Source organism: Priestia sp. 40, assembly GCF_049368575.1.
Taxonomy (GTDB): Bacteria; Bacillota; Bacilli; order Bacillales; family Bacillaceae_H; genus Priestia; species Priestia zanthoxyli.
The window spans coordinates 249,412-274,794 of record NZ_JBMPZA010000005.1; the positions used below are offsets into that span (position 1 = coordinate 249,412).

Sequence of the window (25,383 nt, forward strand, 5' to 3'; positions counted from 1 at the left end):
ATCTATCCCTCTTTTCCAGGCAGTATTTTATTTTCTTTTGAATAAACCGCCCGCTCGTACATCCCTTTTTTAAAAATTTGCATAAACAGCTGCTTATTTTTAACTTCCTTGAATCCGTACTGACTGTACAAACCGTGAGCATCTTTTGTTGCCAATAAAATTTTTCGTACGTGTTGAATCGGCTGATAGCGAATCATCTCTTGTACCAGCGCCTTTCCAAGCCCGTTGCCTCGCGCGTGCGGAAGAATAAACACATCTGCCAAATAAGCAAACGTCGCAAAATCTGAAATAATTCGTCCAAACCCTACTTGTTTATCGCACTCATCATACACGCCAAAACAAACGGAGTGTTCAATAGATGTTTGAACAAGGTGAAGCGGAATTCCTTTTGCCCAGTACGATTCATGATGAAGGTACGAGTAGATGACATCTATATCAAGTTTTTCTTTATTCGTATGTATGGTAAACTGTTGTTTTTCTTTCATGCTGTATCCTCCTTGCTTTTCTATCATAGCACAAATGTTCGCCATAGAAAAAAGCCTTTTATAGAGAAAAGGCTTTTTTCGTTAGTATGATATTTTTTTAGTAACGGAAGTTTTTTTTCGATCGCGTCTTCCCACTATGTAAATAAGCGGACTGCAAATAAATCCAATATGCTCTCTCCTTTTACGTCCTTCTCTTTTATCTCTTCGGTTAACATATCTGTTTTTTAACAAAATACCCCTTTTTATTTGCCAACTCTTTACTTACATGATGCATATGCTCCATATTAACAAGCGCATACTAGCTGTAGAAAAGGAGGCGAATAGTCAGTGGAAAATGCTCGAATTAGCGGATGGCAACTGTTTGTGTTAATTACGCTCTTTGAGATTGGCAGCGCCTTTTTAGTCGGCTTAGCGATGGACGCTAAGCAAGATGCTTGGATTGCCATTTTAGTTGGTATGATCAGCAGCTATGCACTCATTTTTATTTATTATCGCTTGCACCGCTATTATCCAGATTTAGCTCTGACGGAGTACATTGAAAAAATTATTGGAAAAGTGCCGGGGCGCGTACTGGCTTTTCTTTACGTATTATATTTTGCTAACGGAGCCGCGCGGGTACTGCGCGATTTCGGCGCGATGCTTCTTACTTTTGTCTATCCTGACACGCCGCTGTTTATAGTGAACGCTTTACTGATGCTCGGAATTATCTATACGGTTCGCCAAGGAATTGAAGTGATGGCACGTTCGGCGGAACTGCTGTTTTTCTTCATTTATGTACTCGCCGTCGCTGGCTTTATTCTTATCTTCGTTTCTGGCCTTCTTGATTTTTCAAGTCTAAAGCCAATGCTTGAAAACGGTATTTCTTTAGTGCTGAGGGTTGCCTACAGCCAGACGCTGTATTTTCCTTTTGGCGAAGTCATTGTATTTGCAATGATTTTCCCATATACAAAAAATGTGAAAAAGACCGCTCTGATTGTATTCAGCGCAATTACGTTAAACGGTATTAATCTTATGATTACAATGATTGTGAATATAGGTGTGCTGGGTGTTACCTTAACATCGAGATCTGCTTTTCCGCTTTTAAGCACTGTTCAAAGCATTCAATTCGCAGGTTTTTTAGAACGGCTTGATGTGTTTTTTATGGTGGCTTTAATCACAGGCGGCTTCTTTAAAATCGGTCTGTTTTTCTATGCCACTGTGCTGGGGCTTTCCCACGTGTTTGAGCTTAAAAACCCGTCACCGCTTGTATTTCCAGTCGGCTTAGTCGTCTTGTTTTATTCATTGTCTCTTGCTCAAAACTATTTCGAACACGTATATGAAGGGTTAAAAATCATTCCGTTCACTTTACATCTTCCGTTTCAAATTGTCATTCCTGCTCTTTTACTCGTGATCGCATTTTTAAGAAATCGAAAAAAAATACAGTCCGTCCCTGTGAAAAATACCGCAGAAAATTCATAGTATGTCCATTTCTCTATTGGATTTAATCTCCTAAAATTATACAATATAGTCAAGAAGCCAAAAGGAGAACCAATATGATTGGATTAATTCTTTCTATCTTAATATTTAATATTCTTGCTTTTAAAACAAACAAGCGCTTCACAGCAAATCAAATTGTACACATTTGGATGTTCACCATTGCTGCTCAGCATATCTTTGACGTCTTCATTAATTTCAAATTTCACGGCTACTGGTATTTTACACAAGAGACAGACTGGCAAGGTATTTTTGCCTATACTGTTCTCATTCCGCCTGTAAACATGCTTTTTCTTACCTACTATCCTTTTGCCGGGAAAATCACAAAAAAAGCCGCCTATATTTTACTTTGGTCGGTTGCTGTTTTACTTTATGAAGTAGTGGCGCTTCTCCCTGCTCCATGGGGTTATTTTCACTACGGATGGTGGACGTGGTGGTATTCGCTCCTCCTAAATCCGCTGCTGTTTTGGATGGTGGTGCAGTATTACCGGTGGGTGTGTAAGTTGGAGAGGAAAATAACAAAAAGCCTTTAGAGAATAAAGGCTTCTTCATCTTATTTAGCAGTAAAAATTTCTTTATCCACTAATTTATTCACGTCCACTTCTTTTGGCAATACATCTTCTTCTTTAAATACATCGGCTACTTTCTGTACAGCACGTATATCTTCTTCTTTAACAGGTCTTACTTCAGCATTTACTCGTCCATTAATTGTTTTCGATACATCATTAGGTAATCTGGTGATATCAGAATACAATTTAACATACTTTTCTTTATTTTGGTTTTCCCATTCCCATGCTTTAGAAATTCGCTTAATTACGTCTTGAAGCGCTGCTTTTTTCCCGGGATCCTGCAGTGCTTTTTCTGAGGCTGTGATAAACCCTAGCCCCGTATTAATTCCTTCGCCTGTACGCAATACTCTTCCACCGTTCTTCTCAGAAATCGCTAAATACGGGTCAAAAGTAGCCCATGCTTCTAGCTGCCCAGCCTTGAAAGCTGCTGCTGCATCAGTAGGAAGAACAAACTTAACGTTAACATCTTTCGTAGACAGCCCTTCTTCTTTTAATGCTTCAATTAATAAATATTGTGCAATACTGCCTTTTGCTGAAGAAACGACGACCGTTTTTCCTTTTAAATCCTTTATTGTTTTGATTGATGAATTTTTCTTGACTAATATCCCGACGGCTTTCGGAGAAGAAACGCTCGTGGCGATAATCTTTATTGGTACGTCAGATGCAGCGGCGGCTAACACAGGCGTATCTCCGGCAGGAGCTGTATCTACTGATCCTGCTTTTACTGCTTCAAATAAAGGGGCTGCTCCTTGAAAGCTTGCCCATTTTACTTTGTAAGGTGTACCTTCAAGTACTTTAGAAGCCTCTACTTTGGCCTTAGTCATTCCAGCTTGATCTCCCAATACAATTGTTACTTTTGACAAATCTATTTTCTCTTTTCCTGCTGTTTCATTTGCCTCACTGCAGCCAGATAAAATAGATGCACTTCCTATAGTAAGAATGCTTACTACTAAAATTCGCTTACATAGGTTCCTCTTCATAAAACCTGAAGCTTTTTGCAAGATTTTCATATGTATATGTTCCCCTTTTCATCGTACTTACTTAGGCATTGAAACGTTTGTATCAATGCCTAAGCCCCTTTTTTTATTTAGTTTAAAACATCGGGCTCCTCATCAAGCAGCTTGTACCATAGCTGTTGAAAGTTGAACCAGCCTCCCGATGGACTACTTACTTGTGAGTGCGTCAAAACAGCCGTTTCATGATCAATTGGAATAGGTCTTCCTGCTGCTTCAGCAAGAAGCTGAGCATGACAAGCTCGGTCCATAGCAATAAACCAATAAGCCGCTTCATCTACGCTATTTCCAACCGTGAGAAGTCCGTGATTCCTCAAAATAACACCCTTATATTGCTGAAGTGCATCAGCAATGCGTTCACCTTCACTTTTTTCTAAAACTACTCCCGTAAAATCATCAAATAAGCCGTGATCTTGATAAAATACACATGAGTCTTGCGTAAGCGGATCAAGTAACCTTCCTAAAGACGACCATGCTTTACCATAAAGAGAGTGAGAGTGGGCAGCAGCGATTACATCTGGTCTTGCTTGATGAATTTGCGAGTGAATCGCAATCGCCGCTTTATTAATTGGACGATTCCCTACGACGACATCTCCGCTGTGATTAACAAGATGCAAATCACTTACTTTCATTTGTCCAAAATGTACACCTAACGGATTCACCCAGTAATGATCTTCTTTTTCAGGATCTCGAACTGTTATATGTCCCGCCACCCCTTCATTAAATCCAAATTGATTAAAAATCCGAAAAGCACCTGCTAGCCTTTCCTTACGATGTTGACGTTCTTCCTCTACATTGTGAAATGTTGGCTCATTATAAATAGACGCTGCTTTTGTTGACATATCTCATTCACCTTTCCTAATATTCCGTTTTTTTAGTTTAGTCCTATTTTTTCTACGTCACTATTTAATACCTTTGTCCAAAACTTTTTAACATCTATTTTTTCTTTCAAAAGTGATTCTGAATAAAACGTATCCGCCACATCTTGCTCTGATTTAATTTGCTGAGTGGTAATAGGAGTAATAATGCTTGGACGCTGTTCTTCACCTTCTTTTAGTGTTGTTAGTGCCTGACTGACTGGCTGATGTGTATTTGTTGCGACAACCTTCGCCCACTGCTCTTGATTTTCTCGTGTCCATTTATGGGCTTTTTGCAATCGATCCAGCAAGTCAACCAATGCCGCTTTTTTGTTTTTATCCTCAAGGAGCTTAGGCGGCACGGTAATGAGGAAGTTTCCTGATAAAATGTCTTTACCACTTGCTATCGTTTTTGCCCCCTTTTCATGAGCAGATATAATAGAGACACCATAGCTTGCAAATGCATCCACATTTCCTCCTAAAAGCGCTGTGAGCCCATCAGATGTAGAAAGTTCCACTGGCTTAATGTCTTTCCACTCTAATCCTGCTTCTTTTAGCAGTTTGAGTAAAAAATAATGAGCGGTTGTATTTTTTACATAAGCAACCTTTTTCCCTTTTAAGTCGGCTACGGTTTTTATTGAAGAATTTTTTGGAACAACCACTTCTTGATTTAATGTATTACCTTCTTGCACCGCAACTACTTTGAAATTCCCATTGCCTTCAGATAAATTAGCAAAGATAGGAGGAATTTCGCTCGATAGCGAAAAATCTATATGACCTCCTGCCATCGCTTCAAGCTGAAGGTTTCCACCTTGAAATACACTATAATCAATCTTATATGGTGTATTTTCTAGCCCCGCTGCTTTTAACTCTTCTTCAATACTGCTCCATCCTGTTTGCGCTACTCGTAGCGTTACATCAGATAGCTTATTTTTTTCCGGTTCACTAGCGGAGCTTTTTTGATCACAAGCGGTCATCAAGCATCCTATAACTATAGTTAGTAAGAGAAGCAGAAATTGAAGATGAAAAGCTCGCTTTTTCATTTGAACACTGGCCGCCCCTTTAACCTTCATATCTTTTTACACGCTCCTTTCATATTTTCTTCTCATTTTTAAGGAGACCAGTACGAGTTTTCAACGTCAATTTGTTTTGTAATTAATTTCATTTCTAAGAGGTCATTCGCCTGCTCTTGAAGGTCATCTGCAGCTTTTTGATTCATAAATTGAACATCGGCTGGCTTTTTCTTCAAGATCTCTTTCCAAGTGTCAACTGGAATCTTGGTAGCATCTGATACTAATTCAGCTGCTTCCTGAGGATTTTTATTAATTTCTTTTCCAACCTTTTGAAGCTCTAATACAATTTGTTTTGTTGCTTTCGGATTATCTTTCACAAATTTTTCACCAGCTACATAGAAAGAACGAAAGGAAACAAGACCAGTAGCATCTGATAACACGCGATTACCCTTATTTTCAGTTGTTGTAAAGTATGGCTCCCATATAACCCATGCATCTACTTGCCCTTGTGAAAAAGCAACACTGGCTTCTGGCGGATTAAGATACACTGGGTTTATATCATTCTCTGTCAACCCTTCCGACTTCAGCGTTTTTAACAGCAAGTATTGGGAGATTGACGCTTTATTAAAAGCAATTTTCTTACCTTTAAGATCCTTAATAGTTTTAATAGAAGAATCTTTCTTTACCAAAATACCTTCAGATTCAGGCACAGAAGGTTCGCTTGCAATATATACAAAATCAAGCCCTCTTGCTTTTCCAAATAAAGAAGGAGAATCACCTAAACCCCCAATATCGATGCTCCCTGCATTCAACGCCTCTGCTACTGCAATTCCTGTATTGAACTCATACCACTTCACTTCATATCCTAATTTCCCTAAGTTCTTTTCCAACAGCTGCTTTTTCTTTAATAGCAGCATAGGTGCAGACTTTTGATATCCTACTTTTACGACACCTTTTTCTTCTACTGACTGATTGCCCGCTGCTGTCTCTTTACTTCCTCCACATCCGCTTAAAGCTAGGAGCAACAGCAAAATAATGGTTGTTGTATAAAACCTTTTTTTTCGAATCATCTTCAATCTCCTCTAGCTTTTTCAGCATCTCTTTTTTCTAATGACGTACTTTTTTCTTATTACCTTGCACATACTGACTGAATCGGCTGATAAAATCTCCTTCTAGCACTGAAGCACGCGTCAGTTCATGAAAAGACTCTCCTGAATGGCAAACTTCTTTTATTGTTTGAGTCGTGTATGATGGAACGTTTGCTAAGGTGCTTGCCCATTTCAAAGCAGTCTTTTGGCCAGCTTCTTCATTTGCACTTAGTTCATGAACTAAGCCGTACTCCAAAGCAGTTTGTCCATTTATCTTCTTACCTGACAATGCTAAAAAACGAGCTTTGGAAGAACCGATTTCATTAACCAACCGCTGTGTCCCTAAAACCAAGCCAAACTGCGGACCGGGAAATCGAAAGTATGCTGATTCACTGGCAATGCGTACATCGCATGAAATAGCCAGATCAGCTCCTGCTCCGAAGGCATATCTATTGACAAAAGAAATCGTGGGAACTGGAAAATGAATAAGCGTATCTAGCAGCTTCGATAGATTAGTGAAAAAATCACTCGCTTCTTCATTACTTAAATTTTGAATAAATTGTAAATCCACGCCTGCACTGAAAGCATTAGATACGTCACTGTTTAAAATCAATGCGCCTATTGCTTTGTCCTGTGAAATCTCCTCCAAGGATTGCTTGAGCTCTTCGTATAATTCTTGATTAATAGCATTAAGATTATGAGGTGCGTGCAAGGATAGAGTAACGATTTTTTTAGATGACAGCTGACGATTAACTGTTATATTTACATACTTCATAGCTTCTCCTTCCCAATCTTCACTCGTTAGGTAGCACAGCTGCACTAGGTTCAATTTCAGATGATGGCAAGTCTGTGACTAATTCGATATTCTTGTTTTTTAAACGCTGCTGAAACTCTGCAAAGCCTGTGTCAGAACTTACTCGGTAATAATGAAAACCTTTCGACTTGGCGCTGCCATAAGATAACTCACACAGCATACTAGGCGGTGCCGCTAGAACCTTTATGCCTCGACTTTCAGCCCATTTAACAACCGCGCCTCTCTTTCCTTCACTTAAATGAATAGAGGGATTTGTAACATCTTCTGTTTCTTCTGTTTCCGTATCGTATAACCGGATAATATCTCCTTCCACAATGGGCACAATTTTTTCTGTCTTGCTATTTAATACAACTGCCACTCGCATCATACTCTTCTCCTTTTATACGGTCGTAGCATCTTCTAAAAGCGACGACGTTTCTTTTTTCATGACTCTTGCTAGTACTTTGCTTTCTAGTTTTCCAAACGAATGACTCCCCCTTTCACGAGGTCTCGGAAGAGGTATACGTAAATCCATCGCAATCTTTCCTTGTTCAATTAAAATAACTCGATCCGCTAGCGTAATAGCTTCTGAAACGTCATGAGTCACCAAAAGAGCTGTGAAGCGTTTCTCTTGCCAAATTCCTTCGATCAATTCCTGCATTTCGATACGCGTTAATGCATCTAATGCACCTAGCGGCTCATCCAATAGCAGCAGCTTCGGCTGAGTGGCTAACGCTCGAGCGAGTGCTACTCGCTGACGCTGCCCACCGGATAAAACAGACGGCCACTCATTTGCTCTGCTCTCTAGTCCTACTTGCTTAAGAGAAGTTAACGCCTGCTCTTTCCACTCGCCTTTTAACCCTAGACTAACACCTACATTGGCCACGATTTTTTCCCATGGTAGCAGCCTTGAATCTTGGAACATAAATCGAGCGTAGGGATTGATCGAATGTAATCTTTCCCCGTTTTGCATGATTTGCCCACTTGTTTCTTTTTCTAGTCCTGCAATGTGTCTTAATAACGTGCTTTTTCCACAACCGCTTTGCCCAACGATAGCGACGAATTCACCGGGCGCTATATCTAAATCAATCCCTTTCAAGACTTCGACATCTCCAAAGATTTTTTTTAAATGCTGTATTTGTAATTGAATTCCTCCACCTTTATATTTCATATTCTCTCACTCCTTACTTTACGATTTTTGATAGTTTGGATTCCATTTCAATAGCTTTACTTCTAATAGCTTTGCTAAAGAATCAGCAACTTTTCCTAAGATGGCATATAACAAGATAGCAACAATAACAATATCAATTTGCATGAATTCACGTGCATTCATCGCCATGTAACCAATGCCAGAATCAGCTGCTACAGTTTCTGCTACAATTAAAGTCAGCCACATAATCCCTAACGAATAGCGAATACCAACTAAAACGGATGGAAGGGCTCCTTTAAAAATCACTCGTACTAAAAGTTTATTTTTGCTTAAACCATATACTTTCCCCATTTCAATTAACGATTTATCAACTGAAATGATTCCATGATACGTATTTACATAGATAGGGAAGAATACGCCGATCGCTACTAAAAAAATCTTCGCTTCTTCTCCGATTCCTAACCATAAAATCACTAGTGGAATAAGAGCTAAATGGGGAATATTCCGAAACATTTGGATGGTTGTATCCAAATGTTTTTCGGCAACAGGATATACTCCGTTTACAATTCCTAAAATAAGACCAATACTTCCTCCAATGGCAAAACCAATAAACGCACGGCTAAAGCTTACTTTAATATGATTGAACAGCTCACCAGTTTGAACTAGATGAATTGCACTATATAAAATATCTAATGGAGAAGGAAGTGTTTCTTTTGATACAATACCTGTAACCGAAAATAGTTCCCAGAGTGCAACTAATAGAATTGGTAAAACCCAAGGTGCTACTCGTTTGCTATAAATGTTTGCTTGCTTGCTATTCACAATTAGACCTCCTCTGCTTTACTATCTTACAAACGAACACTTGCTTGATTTTCTTTTAATCGATCTTTAACTTTTGGAATGATTTTTTTCCCAATAGCTTCAATTACTTCTAAATGAGGAAACCCTCTTAGCAATACTTTTTCGAACCCCAAATCTACATACTCTACCACGCGATCAGCTATTTGATCTGGTGTTCCAACTAATGCAATAGAGTTCCCGCTTAAAACTTGAGTTAAGCCTGCCCAAAGGTTAGGTCCAATAATAAAATCCTTTTCTTTTGATTCTTGCATTAAATCTTCCAACCTTTGATGACCGACAGATTCATCTTTTAATCTAAATTTCTTTTTACTTTCTAAGCTACTTTCACTTACTTTGCTAATTAGATTATGGGCTTTCTCCCAAGCCTTCTCTTCCGTATCTGCTGTAATAACTTGAAGAGAAACCGAGTACTTCAGCGTTCTTCCTTCTTTGGCTGCTAGGTGTTTCATTTCTTCGATTCGATGCTTTGTATTTTCCAATGTTTCTCCCCACATCATGTAGACATCTGCTAATTTAGCAGCCACTTGTTTACCAGCTTCAGATGCTCCTCCCATAAAAATCTCAGGTCTTGGGCGTTGCACTGGTTTTGGGAAAAGAGATGCATTTTTAATAGAGTAATAGTCTCCTTGATGGTTTACCACGTCTTCGGTAAATAAACGTTTTAAAATATGAACAAATTCTTCGGTTCTTTTGTAGCGTAAATGATGTGGAAGACTATCTCCATCTCTTTCTAAATCAGCCTGCGAACCACCTGTAACCACATTAATAACAGCTCTTCCATTTGATAAATAATCGAGCGTAGCAAATTGCTTTGCAAAGACTGTTGGGCTAATAAAGCCTGGTCTAGCTGCATATAAGAATTTTAAATTTTCAGTCGATTGTATCAAAGATGAAGCTACAATTGATGCATCTAGGCATTCTGCTCCTACTGGGAGAAGCAGCGCTGAAAAACCTGTCTGCTCGGCCATTTGAGCAATTTGATGATTATATTCAAAAGAAGGCTCAATGTCCCAGGGCACTCCAACATATTTTCCGTCTCCTGATGTAGGAGACATTGTAAGGATTTCAACCATTCTTATTCCTCCAATATCATATTTTTTCTATAAAAATAGTATGTTTTAAAACAAATTTAGGCCTTTACGGATACTTTCTTCCATTCTTGAAGGACTTCATTTGTGTGCTCGCCTAGTAAGGGTGGCTTTCGATACACGTGAAATTCATACCCTTTAACCTTTACAGGGAACCCTACTGTCGGTATAGATGAACCATTTGGTAAAGGCAAATCTCTAACGATATCCAATGACTGTGCCATCGGACTAGCTAATGCTTCAGAGAAATTATTTACCGGAGCTGATGGAACGCCTCTTTGATCAAATTCAGCAATCCACACTTCAGCTGGCTTTGTGCTGAATACCTTTTGTAAAAGAGCTGCAAGCTCTTTTTGATTTTTAGCACGTGCGGTTTGGTCCACGAATCTAGGATCTGTAAACAACTCTTCTAATTTGGTTGCTTCGCATACTTCTTTCCAAAGTTTATTATTACCAGCTGCAATGACAAATGGTTTGTCACTTCCGTAGAATCCTTGATAAGGAGCATTGCGGGGATGCGCAGTTCCTAACCGTTTCGGCGGCTGCTTGTTCCCGAAATATTCACTCGTTTGCAAAGCTGAAATACCTAGTACACTTCCTAACATGGAGCAATCAATATGAGTGCCTTCTCCTCCTTTTTGAACATTTAAAACAGCTGCTGTGATTGTATAGGCGGCGTACAGTCCAACAGCAAAATCGGCTACCGGCACACCGCATTTAACTGCTTCTCCATTTTCTTCACCTGTGACGCTCATTAATCCGCTTATTGCTTGAACTGTTACATCAAAAGCTCCTTTATGAGCATAAGGCCCTTCCTGTCCATACCCTGAAATAGAGCAATAGATTAGCTTGGGATGAATACTAGATAAACTCTCGTGATCTAGTCGAAACTTCTTTAATACTCCTGGACGAAAATTCTCTACAATTACATCAGCTTGTAAACACAACTCCCTTAAAGTTGCTAATTGATCTTCATCTTTAAAATCGATACATATACTTCTCTTATTCCGATTTAGAGATGAAAAGTTAGCACTGTACTCTTCTTCCTCTTCATTTCTTACAAATGGCGGCCAAAGCCTCATGCCGTCCCCACCATTTGGATTTTCGACTTTGACAACATCGGCTCCTAAATCAGCTAACAGCATTCCAGTATATGGACCGGCTGCAATTTGACCGAATTCAAGAACGCGTATACCAGATAGCGGTTGGTTACTAGGTAAGTTCATTTCACTTTTCCTTTCTTTTCGTAATTTAACTCATTTTTAATTAAACTTAATCAATCAACTTACTATGTTTTCACAAAGTATATCTCACTTTCCTAGATTTGTATAATTGATAAATCCGAATAGTTGATTCAAAAAAAATGAACTTCAAAAAATAGAGTCATTAAAAGTGGGTCTTTATGAGCCGAATTAAATTCTCAACGGCCGTTCCATTGGTTACAGCATTAATTTTTCTTAAAATACCTGTTGTTACGCCAATTTTGAGGTCGTAAATCTTTTTTATTTCCGTTCCGGGTGGCGGGTTCTTTACCATAACATCAGGTACTACAGCGATTCCAAATCCCACTTGCACATATTCTTTTAATGCGGACATGCTGTTCACTTCAAGTCGAATGTCAGGACTAACACCAGCTTCCACCAACGATTTCTCCAAACTGATTCGGTAATTGCACACAAACCCGCTCAAAAGAAGACGTTCTCCTTTGAAATCAGCAAGTTCTACTTGATTTTTCACAGCTAACGGATGGTTTTTAGGTACTAACAGGGATACTTCTTCAATAAAAAGCGGCTCAAATAATGTTGTATGATCCAAATTAGGCGTATTGCAGATAGCCAAATCAAGCTCTCCTTCTTTAATCATCTTTGTTAAGTTCTGTGTATTATCAATTTGGATACTTAATTGAACATTAGGGTATCTTTCATTAAACGGCAGTAAGATGCTCGGCAAGCGAAAAATCGCCATGGGCTCAATGGCTCCTACCCGTACTTTACCAGCTTCTCCATGAAGCCATTGCTGCATAGTATCTTGTACGTACTCCAAATCTCTTAATAAAAGGTCTGCTTTCTCATGAAAAAGCCTCCCTGCTTCTGTTAAATGTATTTTTTTCCCTCGTTCAATGAGCTTTACGCCCAAATCTGATTCGAGTTTTTGTATTTGCATCGTAACCGTTGATTGTACGTACTTTAGCTCTTCTGCTGCTTTTTGAAAACTTCCTAAGCGCGCAATAGTTTGGAATGTTTTAATCGTTCGTAAATCCATTTACTTGCTACCTCCTCCTTTATAGATAGCTCAAAAACCTACAGCAACTACTTCGTTATTAGTTATCTAGTAAGTAAGTTTTATCACTTCTTTAGCTATTTACTTTATAAGTCAAACCCTTTTGATGTCTACAAAAATCACGTTTGAATTAGGTATTAAAATAAAACAATTCATTTTTATTGAATAATCAATTCTTTTTTTTCAATTATACAAAAGGTTCTTTTCCCTTTATCATGTTAACTAAGTTTTTGGTTTTATATGACATATCTCTACTCAATTAAAGCTTAAGGAGGAATAACATATGCCAATTCATTCCCCTATGAAAAGATCAATACAAGAACAAGCTTATCTATTAGCAGCTGAATTTCAGAAAACGGCCATTCAGCGCGACAGGGAAGGTGGAAATCCGAAATGGGAGCGAGACCTTATTCGAAAAAGTGGATTGCTGAACCTTTTAATTCCCAAAAGGCTGGATGGAATGGGTAAAACTTGGGGAGATGTGTGTGAAGTTGTACAGATTTTTGCTCAAGCAGACAGCTCGCTAGCGCATGTATACGGCTATCATTTCCTTAACCTGACAACTCCTTACTTTTATGGAACATCGGAGCAATCAGATTTTTACTACCAACAAACAATTCAACAAAATCTCTTTTGGGGCAATGCCTTCAATCCTATTGATTTAAATCTTTTTGCTACAAAAAAGAATTCAAGCATTTTGTTAAACGGAAAAAAAACCTTTTGTTCTGGAAGTGCAGACTCTGATTATTTAATTGTATCTAGTATTTTTGAAAAGACCGAGATTCCATTAATTGCAGTCATACCAACTAACCGTCAAGGCATTGAAGTTAACGGTGACTGGGATCATTTTGGACAGAGGCAAACAGACAGTGGGTCCATTACATTTAAAAATGTGCCTGTTTACAAAGAAGATATTCTAGCAGCTGTTCCACCGAACGATGAATTTTTAAGCATCCGATCAAGCATTGCTAATTTTCTTATTTCACACATTATGTTAGGGGTTACAAAAAGCGCCATCAACGAAGCCCTACAATACGTTTCAACGAAGACGAGAGCTCGTTTTGCCCAACATTCATCTGCCATAGATGACCCTTACATTCAAAGACATCTTGGAAAATTCCACATTCAATACGAAGCAGCTGAATCGTTAATTTCCCAAACTACTGCTGCATTTCAAGAGGCTTGGGAGAAAGGTTGGAACCTTACAGAAAAAGAAAAAACCATCATTCAAAATTCTATAGGGGTAGCTAAAGCATTTATTACTACAGCAGGATTAGATATTACCTCAAGAATCTTTGACGTCATGGGTAGCAGAGCAACGTCTAACACGTACCGCTACGATCGCTTCTGGAGGAATATTAGAACCCTATCCCTGCACGCCCCTATCGATTATGAAATTCAGCGCCTTGGCACCTGGACGCTGCAAAATTATAAAAACCACCTTGACCTGGAGGAAAATCAATGACTATTTCAACACACATTAAAAAATTAGAAGTTGCCATTCGCAACGTCTTACAGCAAACAAGCTTAGAAAAAGAAGTTGTGGAACAACTCAAACCTCACTTCGACTTATTTTTAAAAACAAAAGATTTATTGCCCGCTACATATAGACAGCCTAAGAAAAATAAATATAGCCAGTTCTTGTTATATAAACCAGAGGATGAAGCTTTTTCAATCGTTGGTTTCGTATGGGGACCTGGACAAACCGCTCCTATACACGATCATTTAGTATGGGGATTGGTTGGGATATATGAGGGAGCAATTGAGGAAACAAGGTACCAAAGAGTTAAAAGTGAACAAGACAGCTACGCCTTAAAGAAAGTGGAGGTAGTAACAGCTAAAGCTCAGGATATTTCGTATGTATACCCTCCGAATAGAGATATACACAGTGTCCGTAATCCATTTGCTGAACCGGCTATTACCATTCACCTTTATGGAACAGATATTGGTTTACAGAAGAGACATATTTATGATGAATCTGCTTCTTCTAAAAATATCGTGACGGCTCATGAAAATGAAGTCCCACTGTACACGTAATATTAGTCTATAGAGCAATAAAAAAACGATAGCCTCAAGGGCTATCGTTTTTTTTATTATTGAGATACCATTACTTTTTGGCGAACGTGCTCTAAGTGATCACGAACCGCTTCTGCTGCTTCTTCTGGCTCTCCATTTTTAATTGCTTCAAAAATACGCTCATGGTCGGCATCCGTTTGCTTACGATTTTCTTTTTGGCTTTTATTTAACGAATAAGCAAGCGCTTTTCGATACAAATGACCTAAATCTTCTACGGCATGAAGAAGGAATGAATTATGGGCTGCTTTCACAATATCATGGTGAAAACGATAGTCCGCTTCATGTCCAATTTCTTCACTGTTATGAACCGTCTTTTTAAATGCTTCTAACGATTCTTTAATTTCAATCAGTTCTTCATCTGTGCGGCGCAGCGCGGCTAAGCTTGCTGCCTGCGACTCAATGATAATACGCATTTCAATTAATTCAAGAACCTGATCTGCTTCAACCATTTCAAACGTCATTGGATCAAGCATGCCCACTAAGTTTACACGCTTTACGTAGCTTCCTCCGCCTTGTCGTGATTCAATCAATCCGCTTGCAGAAAGAACGCTTAGCGCTTCACGGATCGGTGCGCGGCTCACTCCAAACATTTTTGACAGTTCATGTTCCGACGGCAAACGAGACTCTGGCGGGAACGTTTTCTCTTTAATCATCTTTTTTAATTGATCAAGCACTTGACTAGACACTTTTTTACGCTCAATAGGTACAAACATACTTCTATTCCTCCTCCAAGTAATTATCTCTCTCTCTTTTTTTAGTTTTCATCGGACCCAGATTAACTATGTGTATTCCGATTTATGTAAACGCTTCAATCTTTGTATTACAAGTATACATTATTTCAATTCAAATGTGTTGATAAAATTTTACTATTATTGTTATTATACCATGAAAACAAGTTATAAATGAATAACGATTCATGGTTTTTTGACATAATACCACTATCTTACATATAATCCGTATACAATCATAATCGCCGCGTCCGCTAACGCATGGCTGATGATGGCCCCTTTGATACCATATCGCTCTCTTATATACGCCCACATCATACCTGCTGAAAAGACGCCTATTACCGAGATCACATTAAACGGAAATACAAAAACAGGAAGGATAATGAATACGTGATAAAGCGTATAAAAGCTTGATGTAACAGCGCTTGAAGCAAGTACAGAAACATGCTTTTTCACTTTATTTTGTATATACACCCGCCAATACATTTCTTCTAAAACAGGATTAATAAAAATCAAAATGACGGCTAAAACGGTAACTTTCCATCCGCTAAATCCCCATATTTGCAAAACCGCTTGCATATCTTCTACATGAAAGATTTTACCAGAAAAAAGCAGGCTGCTTCCAATTATAGCAGCGGCACATAGAACTCCGCTGAGAGTTCCCACATACAGAGATTTCTTTGTAAGCGCTACCTTAAAGTTAATTTTATTATTCGCATATAAAATCATAAACATCCAGCCGTAAAAGCAAACAAATGTTACCAACACATTTTGGATAAGCCACAAACCGAACAAAACAAAGATTGTAGGCATGAACAGCAAAAACAAAAATTTTATCATGTTTATGGCCCACCTTCTTTAAAAGCCGCTTTTCTTTTACCTAGTAAACCTTTCGTATTCAAAAGGTTTACTATCTTTTATCTTATAAAAGTCCGGGGGTATTTTCAATTATTTTTTAATTCCTGCTCCAACTCACGAAGACTTTCAGCAAGCTTTTTCTTTTCTTCTTCAAAGTGAGCATCGTCTTTAAAAGCAGGAGCTGGAGGTTCTAGCTCTTCATTTTCTTTTAGCCAATCCGGCGTCATTTCCTTGCGAATGAAGCGCTTTTTATTAGCGTAGGAAATCGGCTTTTCAGCCTGTTGACTCGCTAGCGTACGCTGTGATGTTACATAATGCTTATGAAAAAGATGCTGTTTAATATAAGCAAACGCTCGAATGGTATCACCGCTGTATTTAGGTACGTAGTGATCAAATGCTTCCTGCAGTCCTGATAGCGCCGTTTCTATTCGTATTTCGCTTTTTGCGACTTCGTACATATGCTTTAAATCACTGGCTGAAGGATACATCCCTCGGTTTCTTCTAGCAATAAAAGCGGCTTCCAACGTTTGGACGTAAGCGTCATGCGCGTCTTCTTCTCTTTTTATTTGATTTGTATTTTTTGCTGTAGTCTCTGTTAATGACGCCTTCACTGTGACGGGCTCCGCTGCTTCAATTTGACTTTCCCCTTCTGTCAAATTGACATTTTCGAGCTCTTCAAATTCATCGCTTGGCATAAGCTTTTCTAATTGCTCATAATCAATTCGGTACCAGACCGTGTTGTTAAATTTAGAGCGGTTGTATTTCCCTTTTATAATCAACCCTTCTTTTTCAAGTTTTGAAATGATGCGTTGAATCGTTGAAAGCGACCAAAACGGAAACTGCTGCAGCCACTGCTGATTGGTATTGTATACCCACGTATATCCGTCCTGCACGTTTACGCTTTTTTCAAGCCAGTAGTGAAGCTGCTGAAGAAACAGCGCTCCGTTCACTCCTACTTTGACTGCAAGCGCCGGCAGTACAAGTAACGGCTGATCTTTTAATAATAATTTACTCATTACGTCATCTCCTTTGTTATGTAAAATAGCTACTATATATATACAAAGAAAACGGAAAAACGGGGATGCCACCTTTAAATTTATGTTAAAATATAGAAAAAAACGAGGTGAGCAGATGATACGTCAAGGGAGAATTGGTGATGAAGCGGGCATTGCCCACGTACACGTAGAAAGCTGGAAATCGACTTATAAAGGACTTGTTCCGGATTCTTTTTTAAATTCGTTGAACGCTGAAAAGCGAAAAGCCGTCTGGAAAAAACAGCTGGAATCAAATTCTGTTTTCGTTGCAGAAGAAAACGGTCAAATTGTCGGCTTCGCTTCTTATGGTAAAGAAAGAACCAACAAGCATCCTTCCTATAACGGAGAACTGTATGCCATGTATTTACTCACAGAGCATCAGCGAAAAGGAATTGGAAAAGCGCTCATGCATAAAATAGCGCAAGAATTGACAAACCAACATATACATACGATGCTCACATGGGCTTTTGAACAAAACGACGCCTGTCAATTTTACGAAGCGCTTGGCGGGAAAAGAATCGATCGCGCTGACGTGATCATTGATGGTACATCTCTCTCTGAAGTGGCTTTTGGGTGGGACACGCTTAAAAATTTGTAAGACAACTATCTGGACAGATTTTTTTCTTCACGGTAAACTGTTTAGTTGGTATAAAAAGAAAGGATGACTTACCGTGACGAATTCTACTTATCGAAACATTATTTTACTCGTTCTTTGCGTAACAGCAGGTATTGTTGATGTGATTGGCTACTTAAGCCTTGGCCATATCTTTACCGCGAATATGACGGGAAACATCGTGCTGCTCGGGTTAGCAATCGGAAACTCGCTTGAAACAACTGTTTTTCATTCCCTGACAGCTTTAGGAGGTTTTATTGTAGGAGTTGTAGGCGCTGCAATCCTAGTTGGAAACAAAGAAAAAACATTTTGGCCTAAAGCCGTAACGATTGCCCTTGGAATAGAAGGATTGATTTTACTTGTTTTTGCACTTTTATCTTCGTTTTCTCCTTCTTTACACTTAACTTACTTATTTATTTTCTTATTAAGCTCAGCAATGGGACTTCAAACAACGGCTGCTCGAAAGCTTGGCGTAGCCGGAATTTCAACAACTGTATTAACAGGGACGCTTGCTAATTTCTTTGAAGACGTAACGGCACGTTTGCGCAGCCCTCGCTACCGCAAAACGTTTACAACCGATGCGATTCTTCGCGCGCTATCTCTTGTATTTTACTGCTTTGGCGCTGTTATCGCTGCACTTGCAGAGCCTGCTTATAAATTTGAAATTATTTGGCTGCCAATTGTGATTCTATTAGCCATTATCATTTTTGTCAGCACGAAGTTTCGTTCTGCTTCAGAAAACAAATAATAAAAAAACCCGTTTCGATAAAGAAACGGGTTTTTTTATTTTCCTAATAGGGCTGATAGAACGCCAAAAATAATTGCCGCTACAGGTCCTACAATAAATAGTCCTATTAAAATCGATCGTATAGCTTCCCATAGAAACCGTAAAGGCCCTTGCCTGGACTCTGCTTTCTTCACTCTTTCCTCTAGGTGTTCGAACTCTTTGCTGAAGCTTCGCTAATTCCTGCGTAACATCTATTTGTTCGCTCATCGCTCAAGCTCCTTTTTACTCTACATTACCATATACTTCCTTACTAACACTACTATTTATTTGTGATCACTTCAATGCCGATTTCGCGATAAGCATTTAACACGGTTTCGTTCACATGTTCTTCTGTAATGAGCCAATCTAGTGAGTTGGCTGAGCTGAACGTGTACGTTGAAGACGTATTGAGTTTTTTAGCTGTTACAATAGCCGCTACTTCACTCGCGCTTTTAATCATTTGACTTTTAATGTGCATTTCTTCAAGCAAAGGAATGCTCATGCCAATTTTCGGATCGATCGCGTACACGCCTAAAAAACAAAGATCCGCTCGAATTTGTTTAAGCGTATCAACCACGCTTTGTCCTACCGTGACCATCGATTCTTTTCGAAACGTTCCTCCAAGAGAAACAACTTCTACAAAGTCATGTTCCGCTAATGCAACGGTAATTAACGGACTGTTTGTAATAACCGTAACGTTTAAATTCTTTGGAAAAGCTTTGACGAGCTGAATATTTGTTGTACTTCCGTCCATCAAGAGCACCTGCCCGTCTTTAATTAACGGAAGCGCCGCAACGGCAAGTGAATGCTTAACATCCATCAATTCACGTTTACGCTCTTTGTAATCAACCGCAGACGTGGAACGCGGAAGTGCTCCTCCGTGTACACGCTGCAGCAAACCGAGCGCGTCCATTTCCCGCAGGTCTCTGCGGATTGTATCTTCTGAAACGTTCAGCGTTTGACTAAGCGTCGTAGCTACAATGCGCCCTTCTTTTTCAAGCAAATTCATAATTTGTTTGCGTCTTTCTTGTTTTAGCATTGCTTGTTCACCTGTTTTCTTTCTGCTTTTTACTTTATTATACTTGTTTCTTTTGTAAAAACAATGTAAAAACGCTTGATTATCAGTGTTTTTTCGTTTATTGTAGGATAAACAAGATAAAACACGCAAAAACAAGTAATAATAGTCAAAGGGAGAGATAGTTTATGAAGATGATTTTTACAGACTTAGATGGAACTCTTTTAAATAGCAGCAGTGAAATTAGCACAATTAATGCAGAAGCAATTAAAAAAGCGCAAACACATGGAGTTGAAGTCGTGGTTGCTACAGGGCGCGCTTATTTCGACGTGCAGGAAATTTTAAAAAAAGCTGAGCTTTCAAATCTTTGGGTGATTGCCGCAAACGGAGCGACTATTCATGACCCGAACGGAAAGCTTAGACATTCTGTTCCAATTGATGCCCATCACGTAAAAGAAGCGATTCAGTGGCTGGATGCAAACGAATTTTATTATGAAGTGTTTGCAGAGCATGCGATTTATACACCAAACTCGGGCCGAGAGCTGCTGGCCATTGAAATTGACCGGGTAAAAAGCGCCAATAAAAACGTGGACGTAGAAAGACTTCATCACGCTGCGGCTAAGCAGTACAGCCAAACGGGATTTGCCTTTGTTGCATCGTATGAAGATATTTTAAATACAAACGCTGAGCTTTATAACGTATTAGCTTTTTCATTTGATGATAAAAAACGAAAAAAAGGCTGGGATCACTTTAGCAAGCAGCATGACATGACCCTTGTCTCTTCCGCTGATCACAACTTTGAACTCGAACACAAAGACGCCTCAAAAGGAAATGCATTAACCTACGTTGTCAAAGAGCTTGGCGGCTCTCTTCAGGATACCATTGCCATTGGAGACAGCTTTAATGACGTATCGATGCTTCAAACGGCTGGAAAAGGAATTGCTATGGCAAATGCGCACGCGGAAATTAAAGCACTAGCAGATGACGTTACATTAACAAACGATGAAAACGGAGTAGCTTCCGTTATTGAAAAAGTGTTAGAAACACAGCTAAAAGCACATTAAAAAAACGCTTGGCAAATGCCAAGCGTTTTTAACTGATCATGCGGTAAATACCAACAAACCAGCTAAACAGCGCAACTAACAGCAACAGCCACGCGCTGGTTTTCTTTCTTTTTTGCCACTCAATTGCTCCTAAAACTAGCATCGTTAAGCCTAGAAGTATATTTAAAAACGAAAGGAACTGGTAATTGTGAGTGAGCATAATATAAAGAGCCAGTCCAACGGTAATAATTAAAAAAATAAGCTGTAATGCTTTTAACAAAAAATCTCTCCTTACTTGTAGTTCACTTCTTCATTCACACACGTCACTAAAGGCTTTCTCTCAAGGCCTAACAGCAAGTTCTGTACGGCTAAATCCGCCATGCGATTGCGCGTCTCGTACGTAGCACTTCCAATATGAGGTGTTACTAACACATTTGAAAGCTGCAGCAGCTTGTGATCTGCCGGAAGCGGTTCTGGGTCTGTTACGTCGAGTGCAGCATACGCAATTTCTTCATTTTTTAGCGCTTCGTACAACGCTTCAGTGTCCACTAGCCCTCCGCGCGCTGCGTTTACAAAATACGCGCTGTTTTTCATTGCTTTAAATTCCGCTTCTCCAAACATCCCTTGGCTTTCGTTTGAAAGCGGCACTAAGCATACGATACAATCAGCTGTGTGAAGCAGTTCTTCAAACGAAAGGTATACGGCATCAAGCTCTTTTTCTGCTTCATGCTTGCGGCTTCGGTTGTGGTAAACGATGTTCATGCCTGATGCCTTTGCGCGTCTGGCAACGGCGCTTCCGATATCACCCATCCCAACAATACCAAGTGTTTTTCCAAATAAATCAACGCCGAATACTGTTTCCCAGTTTCCTTGTTTCACTTTTTCATAGCCTTCATGAATGCGGCGAGCTGCCGACAGTAATAAACCAAACGTTAAATCAGCCGTCGCTTCTACTAACACGCCTGGCGTATTACTAAACGGTACGCCTTTTTTGGTACATGCTTCGACATCTACACTATCATACCCCACACCCGATTGAGAAATAACGCGCAGGTTCGGCGCTGCTTCTAACAGCTCTTCATCCACTGTAATGTGTCCGATATTAAAAAAGCCGTCGGCGTCATGAAGCCAGTCGCGCAGCGTTTCTTGTGGAATCTTTCCTTCTCCTTCCCACATTTGAATATCGCAGTGCTCCTCTAGCTTTTCATAAGCATCTGGCCACGTTTTTCCAGACATAACAACTTTGTATTTCCCCATGTGTATCTCTCCTTTTCCTTGTTCACTCATATGTATGAATAGAAACTAGCTATTCTATCATAAGCCTACTATAAAGATGAAACTTTTTCCATTCAGTAATCGTATTTATAGTAAGGGGGAATACGAATGTTTGAAGATGAAATGATATTTGAAGATAATCCGTCCGGAGATGACATTGTTTTTGAAGGTGATACTGACCTAAGCGGAGGCGCTTTTTTTCCAGACGATGCGTTATTTAACGGAATGCCTACGTTTGTTATGCTATTTTTTATTATTGTTATTGGTATTTTTCTATTTTCTATTTTTAAAGGAATCAGCACGTGGAGTAAAAATGAGCAGTCTCCTCGTCTATCTGTAAAAGCAAAAATTACGGGCAAACGGACAAACGTCCATCACCACAACAGTCACGCTCACGAACATCACCACTCTCACACGTCTACAACTTACTATGTAACCTTCCAGTTTGAAAGCACCGACCGCTCTGAATTTACTGTTTCAGGCAGCGAATACGGCAAGCTTGCAGAAGGCGACGAAGGAATGCTGACCTTTCAAGGAACTCGATTTTTGAATTTCCAAAGGCATCCAAGTGAAGAACATCCAGATGCTTAGCTTATGACCTCTTGCTTTTAGAGGTCTTTTTTACTGTAGGAATGCATTCCGACCTATTTGTGCCCTTTTTATATGATAGAAGAACGTTAGTGACCACAAAAACATACCGTGTAACACATTCATGTAAGCAGGCAGGTGATTTTATGTATTCTCCTTATTCAGGCAGCGGCATCTACTACGGACATTACGGAGAAGCCCCTCATTCGCACCCTATTCAAACAATACTGACGCAATACTGGCACGAAATCCACTATCCAGGCCCACACAAAAAATATGTTCACGTGTATTATCTCAACCCATCTTCTCTTCATTATTATCCAGCCTATCGAACATTTTTGTAAAAAATTGGTGATTTCCGGACTTTTATATTGTAAAATTAATCCATATACTTTTAATTTGGAAAGGAGGTTAACAAACAGTGCGTAATTCTACAGCAAAAAATAGTGTGGCGATCACCACTTTGCTTTCTGCACTATTTTTCTGCTTTATCTTGGTTCTTGCTTCGCTTTCACCTCTAGCAGATTCAGGTCCAAACGTTAATACGTTCGGTTCAGTAGGAATGTGGTTATCTCTTGGCATGATTCTATTTTTATATTTGCTGCCTTTAGCTTTTTATATGATAGGAATCAACTTCTTAAAATTTGTGATGGCCGCTTTTTGTAGTATTGGACTTTTAATCGCTGCTAGTACTCTATTACTGATGCCGGCTCTGTTTTTATTTGGACTGGAAGATTTCTCAGGAAACTTAGCTTCCATCATAGGTGTAATGATTTCTTGTTTGGGCTTACTGATCACGAATATTGTGTGGTTTGTTGTTGCGTTTAAAAGACCGTCAGCCACCGTGCAGGAAAGCGTTTAAAATGGTGAAGAGGAGCAGCTACTGCTCCTCTTTTTATAGCTCGGTAAGCAAAAAATGTCAATATAACGAAGTAGCCTTTGTGCTTACTGTTTTTTATACATAACATCAAATTTTATTACATATTTTTATATGATGAAAGATCACTTAAACGGAAAATGTTAGTAGATACGAGATTGAAAGAGGTTTTGTTTTTGGTGACGTTATTTTTAGCAAATGTGCTGCTTGGTCTTTCGATTGCCCTTCCCGTTGGTACGGTGACGATTGAAATGACAAAGCAAGGTTTAAAAAACGGGTTTCTTCACGGATGGGTTGTCGGACTTGGAGGCATGACGGTTGATTTGTTACTAATTGTGCTTCTTTACTCTGGACTGGCTTCTTTTTTGTCTGCTCCTTTTATCCAGCTTGTGATGTGGCTTGTAGGGGCGCTTTTTTTACTTTATATTGGCTATGACAGCATTAGACATGCGGACCATGATATTACGGCTCCTGGAGAACAGGTGAAAAAGTCGTTTGCATCTTCTTATGTGAACGGAATCTTTGTTGCCATTTCTCCTAGCAATCTCATCTTTTGGCTGAGCGTGTTTGGAACAGTGCTGACCAACTCGCTTCAATCCTCTCACTCTTTTCATTTCCTGCTGATTGCTGCGGGGATATTAACAGGGATTTTAATTCATGACTTAGGCTTAATGACGATTGTCTCTGGAACTAGAAAAGTGCTGAATCAACTTTATATCAAATGGGTTTCTATTGCAGCTGGATGTATCTTAATTGGTTTTTCATGCTACTTTCTTTACCGGTTTATTGGGAATCTGCGCATGTACTTTTAATGTTTCTACATATTTTATGACTTACTAAATCCCCTCTTTATCTAGTATAGAGAGGGGATTTTTATAATCTAGCAGGGACTATCAGACAAAAAGTTCACAATTCCGTCACATTTCTATTGATTTTTTTCTCTTTTTATACGAAAATATAAAAAAGGGAGGAAATATCATGAAAATCAAAAAAGCACTTCGCATCTTTATTGGATCAAACGTTCTTGTATTATTAACATTCGGCCTTCTTCCAGCACTATTGGTTAACCCTGATATTGACCTAATTCAATCATTTATTAATTATATAGGCAAGGATTAATTCCGCTTTAAATAGTCATAATTTTCAATCTATTATTTTTATAAAAAAAGACAGCGCAGGCTGTCTTTTTTAGTAGGTTTGTTTATTTAGTTGAAAATAGCCTTTTAACATCTACTTTTTGATCCTTAACAATCGTATACGTGGCCTGCTTTTTATCCTTAAAATTAAACGCTTTTATGTAATCATCATCGTAAATCGTTAAACCGTACGCATCTTTTCCGTTTTCAACGATTTTTACCCAGTAAGCCTGGTCAAACTTTGGGTCCAGCTCCTTGCTTTTTTTTACTTCTAGCTGTGATAAAGAACGTACGATCTCTTTCGTCTTCTTTTTATCGTCTATTACACGTTTTCCTTCGTCTGTATCTATTTCAATACGCGTAACGTTTGCTTGGTCTACTTTTATGACGTCTTTTAATTGATAGGCTTTCCCTGTATATGTAAAGTAAAATACTGCGATAAATAAAAGTGCAGCAATAATAATTGTTCTTTTTTTCAAAAGGAACCTCCTTTTCCATATCACGCTGCATTCAGGTGATACATCTTTTTATTCCTCCAGTCCCGCAGCCTTTTAGTAGAATGCTGCTTCCTACAAGTAAACTATACGTTAATCCCGGAACAGGAAGTATTAATGTCACCATCAACAGTAACATGCCCGTACTTGTAAGAGCTACTCCGGCAGCTCGATTTTTCATTCATTTCACCACCGTTGCTTGGTAAATTC

General features: G+C 39.1%; 33 protein-coding genes. 12 read left to right on the forward strand and 21 right to left on the reverse strand.

The window, feature by feature from the left end:
* Positions 1 to 2 precede the first annotated feature (2 nt).
* Complete coding sequence (locus ACO1DI_RS02295; RefSeq protein ID WP_423145029.1) at positions 3 to 485, reverse strand: GNAT family N-acetyltransferase; 483 nt, start codon at positions 483 to 485, stop codon at positions 3 to 5.
* 327 nt (positions 486 to 812) lie between these two features.
* Here ACO1DI_RS02295 and ACO1DI_RS02300 point away from each other — a divergent pair, with 327 nt between their 5' ends.
* Positions 813 to 1,943 carry a GerAB/ArcD/ProY family transporter gene (locus tag ACO1DI_RS02300; RefSeq protein ID WP_423145030.1) on the forward strand — a complete coding sequence of 377 codons (1,131 nt, stop codon included), beginning with the start codon at positions 813 to 815 and terminating at the stop codon, positions 1,941 to 1,943.
* Between the two features lie 74 nt (positions 1,944 to 2,017).
* Positions 2,018 to 2,491 (forward strand): hypothetical protein, encoded by a 474-nt coding sequence (locus tag ACO1DI_RS02305; protein ID WP_014459007.1) that lies wholly within the window; start codon positions 2,018 to 2,020, stop codon positions 2,489 to 2,491.
* A 20-nt stretch (positions 2,492 to 2,511) separates the two neighbouring features.
* Here ACO1DI_RS02305 and ACO1DI_RS02310 read toward each other — a convergent pair whose 3' ends face one another.
* The 11 genes from ACO1DI_RS02310 to ACO1DI_RS02360 all read right to left on the reverse strand — a co-directional run bounded on the left by ACO1DI_RS02310 (position 2,512) and on the right by ACO1DI_RS02360 (position 12,652).
* A complete protein-coding gene (locus tag ACO1DI_RS02310) occupies positions 2,512 to 3,537 on the reverse strand; it encodes an ABC transporter substrate-binding protein (protein WP_014459006.1) in 1,026 nt (341 codons plus the stop codon).
* A 77-nt stretch (positions 3,538 to 3,614) separates the two neighbouring features.
* Entirely contained in the window at positions 3,615 to 4,382 is a 768-nt protein-coding gene (locus ACO1DI_RS02315) for a class II aldolase/adducin family protein (protein WP_014459005.1), read from the reverse strand.
* 32 nt (positions 4,383 to 4,414) lie between these two features.
* Complete coding sequence (locus tag ACO1DI_RS02320) at positions 4,415 to 5,470, reverse strand: ABC transporter substrate-binding protein (RefSeq protein ID WP_423145031.1); 1,056 nt, start codon at positions 5,468 to 5,470, stop codon at positions 4,415 to 4,417.
* Between the two features lie 38 nt (positions 5,471 to 5,508).
* Positions 5,509 to 6,480: an aliphatic sulfonate ABC transporter substrate-binding protein gene (locus ACO1DI_RS02325; protein WP_423145032.1), complete on the reverse strand. Its 972-nt coding sequence runs from the start codon at positions 6,478 to 6,480 to the stop codon at positions 5,509 to 5,511.
* A 37-nt stretch (positions 6,481 to 6,517) separates the two neighbouring features.
* Complete coding sequence (locus ACO1DI_RS02330) at positions 6,518 to 7,273, reverse strand: enoyl-CoA hydratase/isomerase family protein (protein ID WP_221781423.1); 756 nt, start codon at positions 7,271 to 7,273, stop codon at positions 6,518 to 6,520.
* 19 nt (positions 7,274 to 7,292) lie between these two features.
* Positions 7,293 to 7,679: a hypothetical protein gene (locus ACO1DI_RS02335; protein ID WP_133177273.1), complete on the reverse strand. Its 387-nt coding sequence runs from the start codon at positions 7,677 to 7,679 to the stop codon at positions 7,293 to 7,295.
* A 12-nt stretch (positions 7,680 to 7,691) separates the two neighbouring features.
* A complete protein-coding gene (locus tag ACO1DI_RS02340) occupies positions 7,692 to 8,462 on the reverse strand; it encodes an ATP-binding cassette domain-containing protein (RefSeq protein ID WP_325075141.1) in 771 nt (256 codons plus the stop codon).
* 18 nt (positions 8,463 to 8,480) lie between these two features.
* Positions 8,481 to 9,263 carry an ABC transporter permease subunit gene (locus tag ACO1DI_RS02345; protein WP_014458999.1) on the reverse strand — a complete coding sequence of 261 codons (783 nt, stop codon included), beginning with the start codon at positions 9,261 to 9,263 and terminating at the stop codon, positions 8,481 to 8,483.
* 26 nt (positions 9,264 to 9,289) lie between these two features.
* Positions 9,290 to 10,375, reverse strand: coding sequence for an LLM class flavin-dependent oxidoreductase (locus ACO1DI_RS02350; RefSeq protein ID WP_209367279.1), 1,086 nt, complete (start codon positions 10,373 to 10,375; stop codon positions 9,290 to 9,292).
* Positions 10,376 to 10,431: 56 nt separating this feature from the next.
* Positions 10,432 to 11,616 carry a CaiB/BaiF CoA transferase family protein gene (locus tag ACO1DI_RS02355; RefSeq protein ID WP_423145033.1) on the reverse strand — a complete coding sequence of 395 codons (1,185 nt, stop codon included), beginning with the start codon at positions 11,614 to 11,616 and terminating at the stop codon, positions 10,432 to 10,434.
* Between the two features lie 160 nt (positions 11,617 to 11,776).
* The gene (locus tag ACO1DI_RS02360; RefSeq protein WP_423145034.1) at positions 11,777 to 12,652 is read right to left on the reverse strand and encodes a LysR family transcriptional regulator; all 876 of its coding nucleotides are present in this window, start codon (positions 12,650 to 12,652) and stop codon (positions 11,777 to 11,779) included.
* Between the two features lie 301 nt (positions 12,653 to 12,953).
* On the opposite strand from ACO1DI_RS02360, the gene ACO1DI_RS02365 reads away from it, so the two are divergent.
* Entirely contained in the window at positions 12,954 to 14,135 is a 1,182-nt protein-coding gene (locus tag ACO1DI_RS02365; protein WP_423145035.1) for an acyl-CoA dehydrogenase family protein, read from the forward strand.
* Entirely contained in the window at positions 14,132 to 14,707 is a 576-nt protein-coding gene (locus ACO1DI_RS02370; RefSeq protein WP_053074042.1) for a cysteine dioxygenase family protein, read from the forward strand. The genes ACO1DI_RS02365 and ACO1DI_RS02370 overlap by 4 nt, the downstream gene beginning before the upstream one ends.
* A gap of 56 nt (positions 14,708 to 14,763) precedes the next feature.
* Here the strand turns inward: ACO1DI_RS02370 and ACO1DI_RS02375 are convergent, their stop codons facing one another.
* The 3 genes from ACO1DI_RS02375 to ACO1DI_RS02385 form a co-directional block, all read right to left on the reverse strand.
* The gene (locus ACO1DI_RS02375; protein ID WP_013058211.1) at positions 14,764 to 15,459 is read right to left on the reverse strand and encodes a FadR/GntR family transcriptional regulator; all 696 of its coding nucleotides are present in this window, start codon (positions 15,457 to 15,459) and stop codon (positions 14,764 to 14,766) included.
* A 225-nt stretch (positions 15,460 to 15,684) separates the two neighbouring features.
* A complete protein-coding gene (locus ACO1DI_RS02380) occupies positions 15,685 to 16,314 on the reverse strand; it encodes a CPBP family intramembrane glutamic endopeptidase (RefSeq protein ID WP_115654531.1) in 630 nt (209 codons plus the stop codon).
* A 104-nt stretch (positions 16,315 to 16,418) separates the two neighbouring features.
* The gene (locus ACO1DI_RS02385; RefSeq protein WP_423145036.1) at positions 16,419 to 17,348 is read right to left on the reverse strand and encodes a hypothetical protein; all 930 of its coding nucleotides are present in this window, start codon (positions 17,346 to 17,348) and stop codon (positions 16,419 to 16,421) included.
* A gap of 115 nt (positions 17,349 to 17,463) precedes the next feature.
* On the opposite strand from ACO1DI_RS02385, the gene ACO1DI_RS02390 reads away from it, so the two are divergent.
* A complete protein-coding gene (locus tag ACO1DI_RS02390) occupies positions 17,464 to 17,964 on the forward strand; it encodes a GNAT family N-acetyltransferase (protein ID WP_014458991.1) in 501 nt (166 codons plus the stop codon).
* Positions 17,965 to 18,037: 73 nt separating this feature from the next.
* On the forward strand, positions 18,038 to 18,727 hold the full coding sequence (locus ACO1DI_RS02395; protein ID WP_140451225.1) for a YoaK family protein: 690 nt from the start codon (positions 18,038 to 18,040) through the stop codon (positions 18,725 to 18,727).
* A gap of 35 nt (positions 18,728 to 18,762) precedes the next feature.
* On the opposite strand, the gene ACO1DI_RS02400 is transcribed toward ACO1DI_RS02395, so the two are convergent.
* Complete coding sequence (locus ACO1DI_RS02400; RefSeq protein WP_423145037.1) at positions 18,763 to 18,900, reverse strand: hypothetical protein; 138 nt, start codon at positions 18,898 to 18,900, stop codon at positions 18,763 to 18,765.
* Positions 18,901 to 19,025: 125 nt separating this feature from the next.
* The gene (locus ACO1DI_RS02405; RefSeq protein WP_014458988.1) at positions 19,026 to 19,784 is read right to left on the reverse strand and encodes a DeoR/GlpR family DNA-binding transcription regulator; all 759 of its coding nucleotides are present in this window, start codon (positions 19,782 to 19,784) and stop codon (positions 19,026 to 19,028) included.
* 164 nt (positions 19,785 to 19,948) lie between these two features.
* Here ACO1DI_RS02405 and ACO1DI_RS02410 point away from each other — a divergent pair, with 164 nt between their 5' ends.
* Complete coding sequence (locus tag ACO1DI_RS02410) at positions 19,949 to 20,824, forward strand: Cof-type HAD-IIB family hydrolase (RefSeq protein WP_208733090.1); 876 nt, start codon at positions 19,949 to 19,951, stop codon at positions 20,822 to 20,824.
* Positions 20,825 to 20,852: 28 nt separating this feature from the next.
* On the opposite strand, the gene ACO1DI_RS02415 is transcribed toward ACO1DI_RS02410, so the two are convergent.
* Positions 20,853 to 21,083: a YczI family protein gene (locus ACO1DI_RS02415; protein WP_371906072.1), complete on the reverse strand. Its 231-nt coding sequence runs from the start codon at positions 21,081 to 21,083 to the stop codon at positions 20,853 to 20,855.
* Positions 21,084 to 21,094: 11 nt separating this feature from the next.
* Positions 21,095 to 22,060 (reverse strand): 2-hydroxyacid dehydrogenase, encoded by a 966-nt coding sequence (locus tag ACO1DI_RS02420; protein WP_226701454.1) that lies wholly within the window; start codon positions 22,058 to 22,060, stop codon positions 21,095 to 21,097.
* 126 nt (positions 22,061 to 22,186) lie between these two features.
* On the opposite strand from ACO1DI_RS02420, the gene ACO1DI_RS02425 reads away from it, so the two are divergent.
* From ACO1DI_RS02425 to ACO1DI_RS02445, 5 genes are all read left to right on the forward strand, one after another.
* Complete coding sequence (locus ACO1DI_RS02425) at positions 22,187 to 22,669, forward strand: DUF2500 domain-containing protein (protein WP_208733088.1); 483 nt, start codon at positions 22,187 to 22,189, stop codon at positions 22,667 to 22,669.
* An 89-nt stretch (positions 22,670 to 22,758) separates the two neighbouring features.
* Entirely contained in the window at positions 22,759 to 23,010 is a 252-nt protein-coding gene (locus ACO1DI_RS02430) for a hypothetical protein (protein ID WP_226701456.1), read from the forward strand.
* 77 nt (positions 23,011 to 23,087) lie between these two features.
* Positions 23,088 to 23,528, forward strand: a complete 441-nt coding sequence (locus ACO1DI_RS02435) for a DUF5391 family protein (protein WP_115654539.1) — start codon at positions 23,088 to 23,090, stop codon at positions 23,526 to 23,528.
* 194 nt (positions 23,529 to 23,722) lie between these two features.
* On the forward strand, positions 23,723 to 24,355 hold the full coding sequence (locus ACO1DI_RS02440; protein WP_042992458.1) for a LysE family translocator: 633 nt from the start codon (positions 23,723 to 23,725) through the stop codon (positions 24,353 to 24,355).
* 166 nt (positions 24,356 to 24,521) lie between these two features.
* A complete protein-coding gene (locus tag ACO1DI_RS02445) occupies positions 24,522 to 24,662 on the forward strand; it encodes a hypothetical protein (RefSeq protein ID WP_013058226.1) in 141 nt (46 codons plus the stop codon).
* Positions 24,663 to 24,744: 82 nt separating this feature from the next.
* On the opposite strand, the gene ACO1DI_RS02450 is transcribed toward ACO1DI_RS02445, so the two are convergent.
* Both ACO1DI_RS02450 and ACO1DI_RS02455 read right to left on the reverse strand, forming a co-directional pair.
* On the reverse strand, positions 24,745 to 25,158 hold the full coding sequence (locus ACO1DI_RS02450; protein WP_014458978.1) for a DUF5301 domain-containing protein: 414 nt from the start codon (positions 25,156 to 25,158) through the stop codon (positions 24,745 to 24,747).
* Positions 25,159 to 25,189: 31 nt separating this feature from the next.
* Positions 25,190 to 25,354 (reverse strand): hypothetical protein, encoded by a 165-nt coding sequence (locus ACO1DI_RS02455; RefSeq protein WP_014458977.1) that lies wholly within the window; start codon positions 25,352 to 25,354, stop codon positions 25,190 to 25,192.
* Positions 25,355 to 25,383: the final 29 nt, after the last annotated feature.

Coding starts and splice junctions, on each gene's coding strand:
- ACO1DI_RS02295 (WP_423145029.1), bottom strand. CDS start 485: ATGAAAGAAAAACAACAGTTTACCATACATACGAATAAAGAAAAACTT.
- ACO1DI_RS02305 (WP_014459007.1), top strand. CDS start 2,018: ATGATTGGATTAATTCTTTCTATCTTAATATTTAATATTCTTGCTTTT.
- ACO1DI_RS02310 (WP_014459006.1), bottom strand. CDS start 3,537: ATGAAAATCTTGCAAAAAGCTTCAGGTTTTATGAAGAGGAACCTATGT.
- ACO1DI_RS02315 (WP_014459005.1), bottom strand. CDS start 4,382: ATGTCAACAAAAGCAGCGTCTATTTATAATGAGCCAACATTTCACAAT.
- ACO1DI_RS02320 (WP_423145031.1), bottom strand. CDS start 5,470: ATGAAGGTTAAAGGGGCGGCCAGTGTTCAAATGAAAAAGCGAGCTTTT.
- ACO1DI_RS02325 (WP_423145032.1), bottom strand. CDS start 6,480: ATGATTCGAAAAAAAAGGTTTTATACAACAACCATTATTTTGCTGTTG.
- ACO1DI_RS02330 (WP_221781423.1), bottom strand. CDS start 7,273: ATGAAGTATGTAAATATAACAGTTAATCGTCAGCTGTCATCTAAAAAA.
- ACO1DI_RS02335 (WP_133177273.1), bottom strand. CDS start 7,679: ATGATGCGAGTGGCAGTTGTATTAAATAGCAAGACAGAAAAAATTGTG.
- ACO1DI_RS02340 (WP_325075141.1), bottom strand. CDS start 8,462: ATGAAATATAAAGGTGGAGGAATTCAATTACAAATACAGCATTTAAAA.
- ACO1DI_RS02350 (WP_209367279.1), bottom strand. CDS start 10,375: ATGGTTGAAATCCTTACAATGTCTCCTACATCAGGAGACGGAAAATAT.
- ACO1DI_RS02355 (WP_423145033.1), bottom strand. CDS start 11,616: ATGAACTTACCTAGTAACCAACCGCTATCTGGTATACGCGTTCTTGAA.
- ACO1DI_RS02360 (WP_423145034.1), bottom strand. CDS start 12,652: ATGGATTTACGAACGATTAAAACATTCCAAACTATTGCGCGCTTAGGA.
- ACO1DI_RS02365 (WP_423145035.1), top strand. CDS start 12,954: ATGCCAATTCATTCCCCTATGAAAAGATCAATACAAGAACAAGCTTAT.
- ACO1DI_RS02370 (WP_053074042.1), top strand. CDS start 14,132: ATGACTATTTCAACACACATTAAAAAATTAGAAGTTGCCATTCGCAAC.
- ACO1DI_RS02375 (WP_013058211.1), bottom strand. CDS start 15,459: ATGTTTGTACCTATTGAGCGTAAAAAAGTGTCTAGTCAAGTGCTTGAT.
- ACO1DI_RS02380 (WP_115654531.1), bottom strand. CDS start 16,314: ATGATAAAATTTTTGTTTTTGCTGTTCATGCCTACAATCTTTGTTTTG.
- ACO1DI_RS02385 (WP_423145036.1), bottom strand. CDS start 17,348: ATGAGTAAATTATTATTAAAAGATCAGCCGTTACTTGTACTGCCGGCG.
- ACO1DI_RS02390 (WP_014458991.1), top strand. CDS start 17,464: ATGATACGTCAAGGGAGAATTGGTGATGAAGCGGGCATTGCCCACGTA.
- ACO1DI_RS02405 (WP_014458988.1), bottom strand. CDS start 19,784: ATGCTAAAACAAGAAAGACGCAAACAAATTATGAATTTGCTTGAAAAA.
- ACO1DI_RS02410 (WP_208733090.1), top strand. CDS start 19,949: ATGAAGATGATTTTTACAGACTTAGATGGAACTCTTTTAAATAGCAGC.
- ACO1DI_RS02420 (WP_226701454.1), bottom strand. CDS start 22,060: ATGGGGAAATACAAAGTTGTTATGTCTGGAAAAACGTGGCCAGATGCT.
- ACO1DI_RS02425 (WP_208733088.1), top strand. CDS start 22,187: ATGTTTGAAGATGAAATGATATTTGAAGATAATCCGTCCGGAGATGAC.
- ACO1DI_RS02445 (WP_013058226.1), top strand. CDS start 24,522: ATGAAAATCAAAAAAGCACTTCGCATCTTTATTGGATCAAACGTTCTT.
- ACO1DI_RS02455 (WP_014458977.1), bottom strand. CDS start 25,354: ATGAAAAATCGAGCTGCCGGAGTAGCTCTTACAAGTACGGGCATGTTA.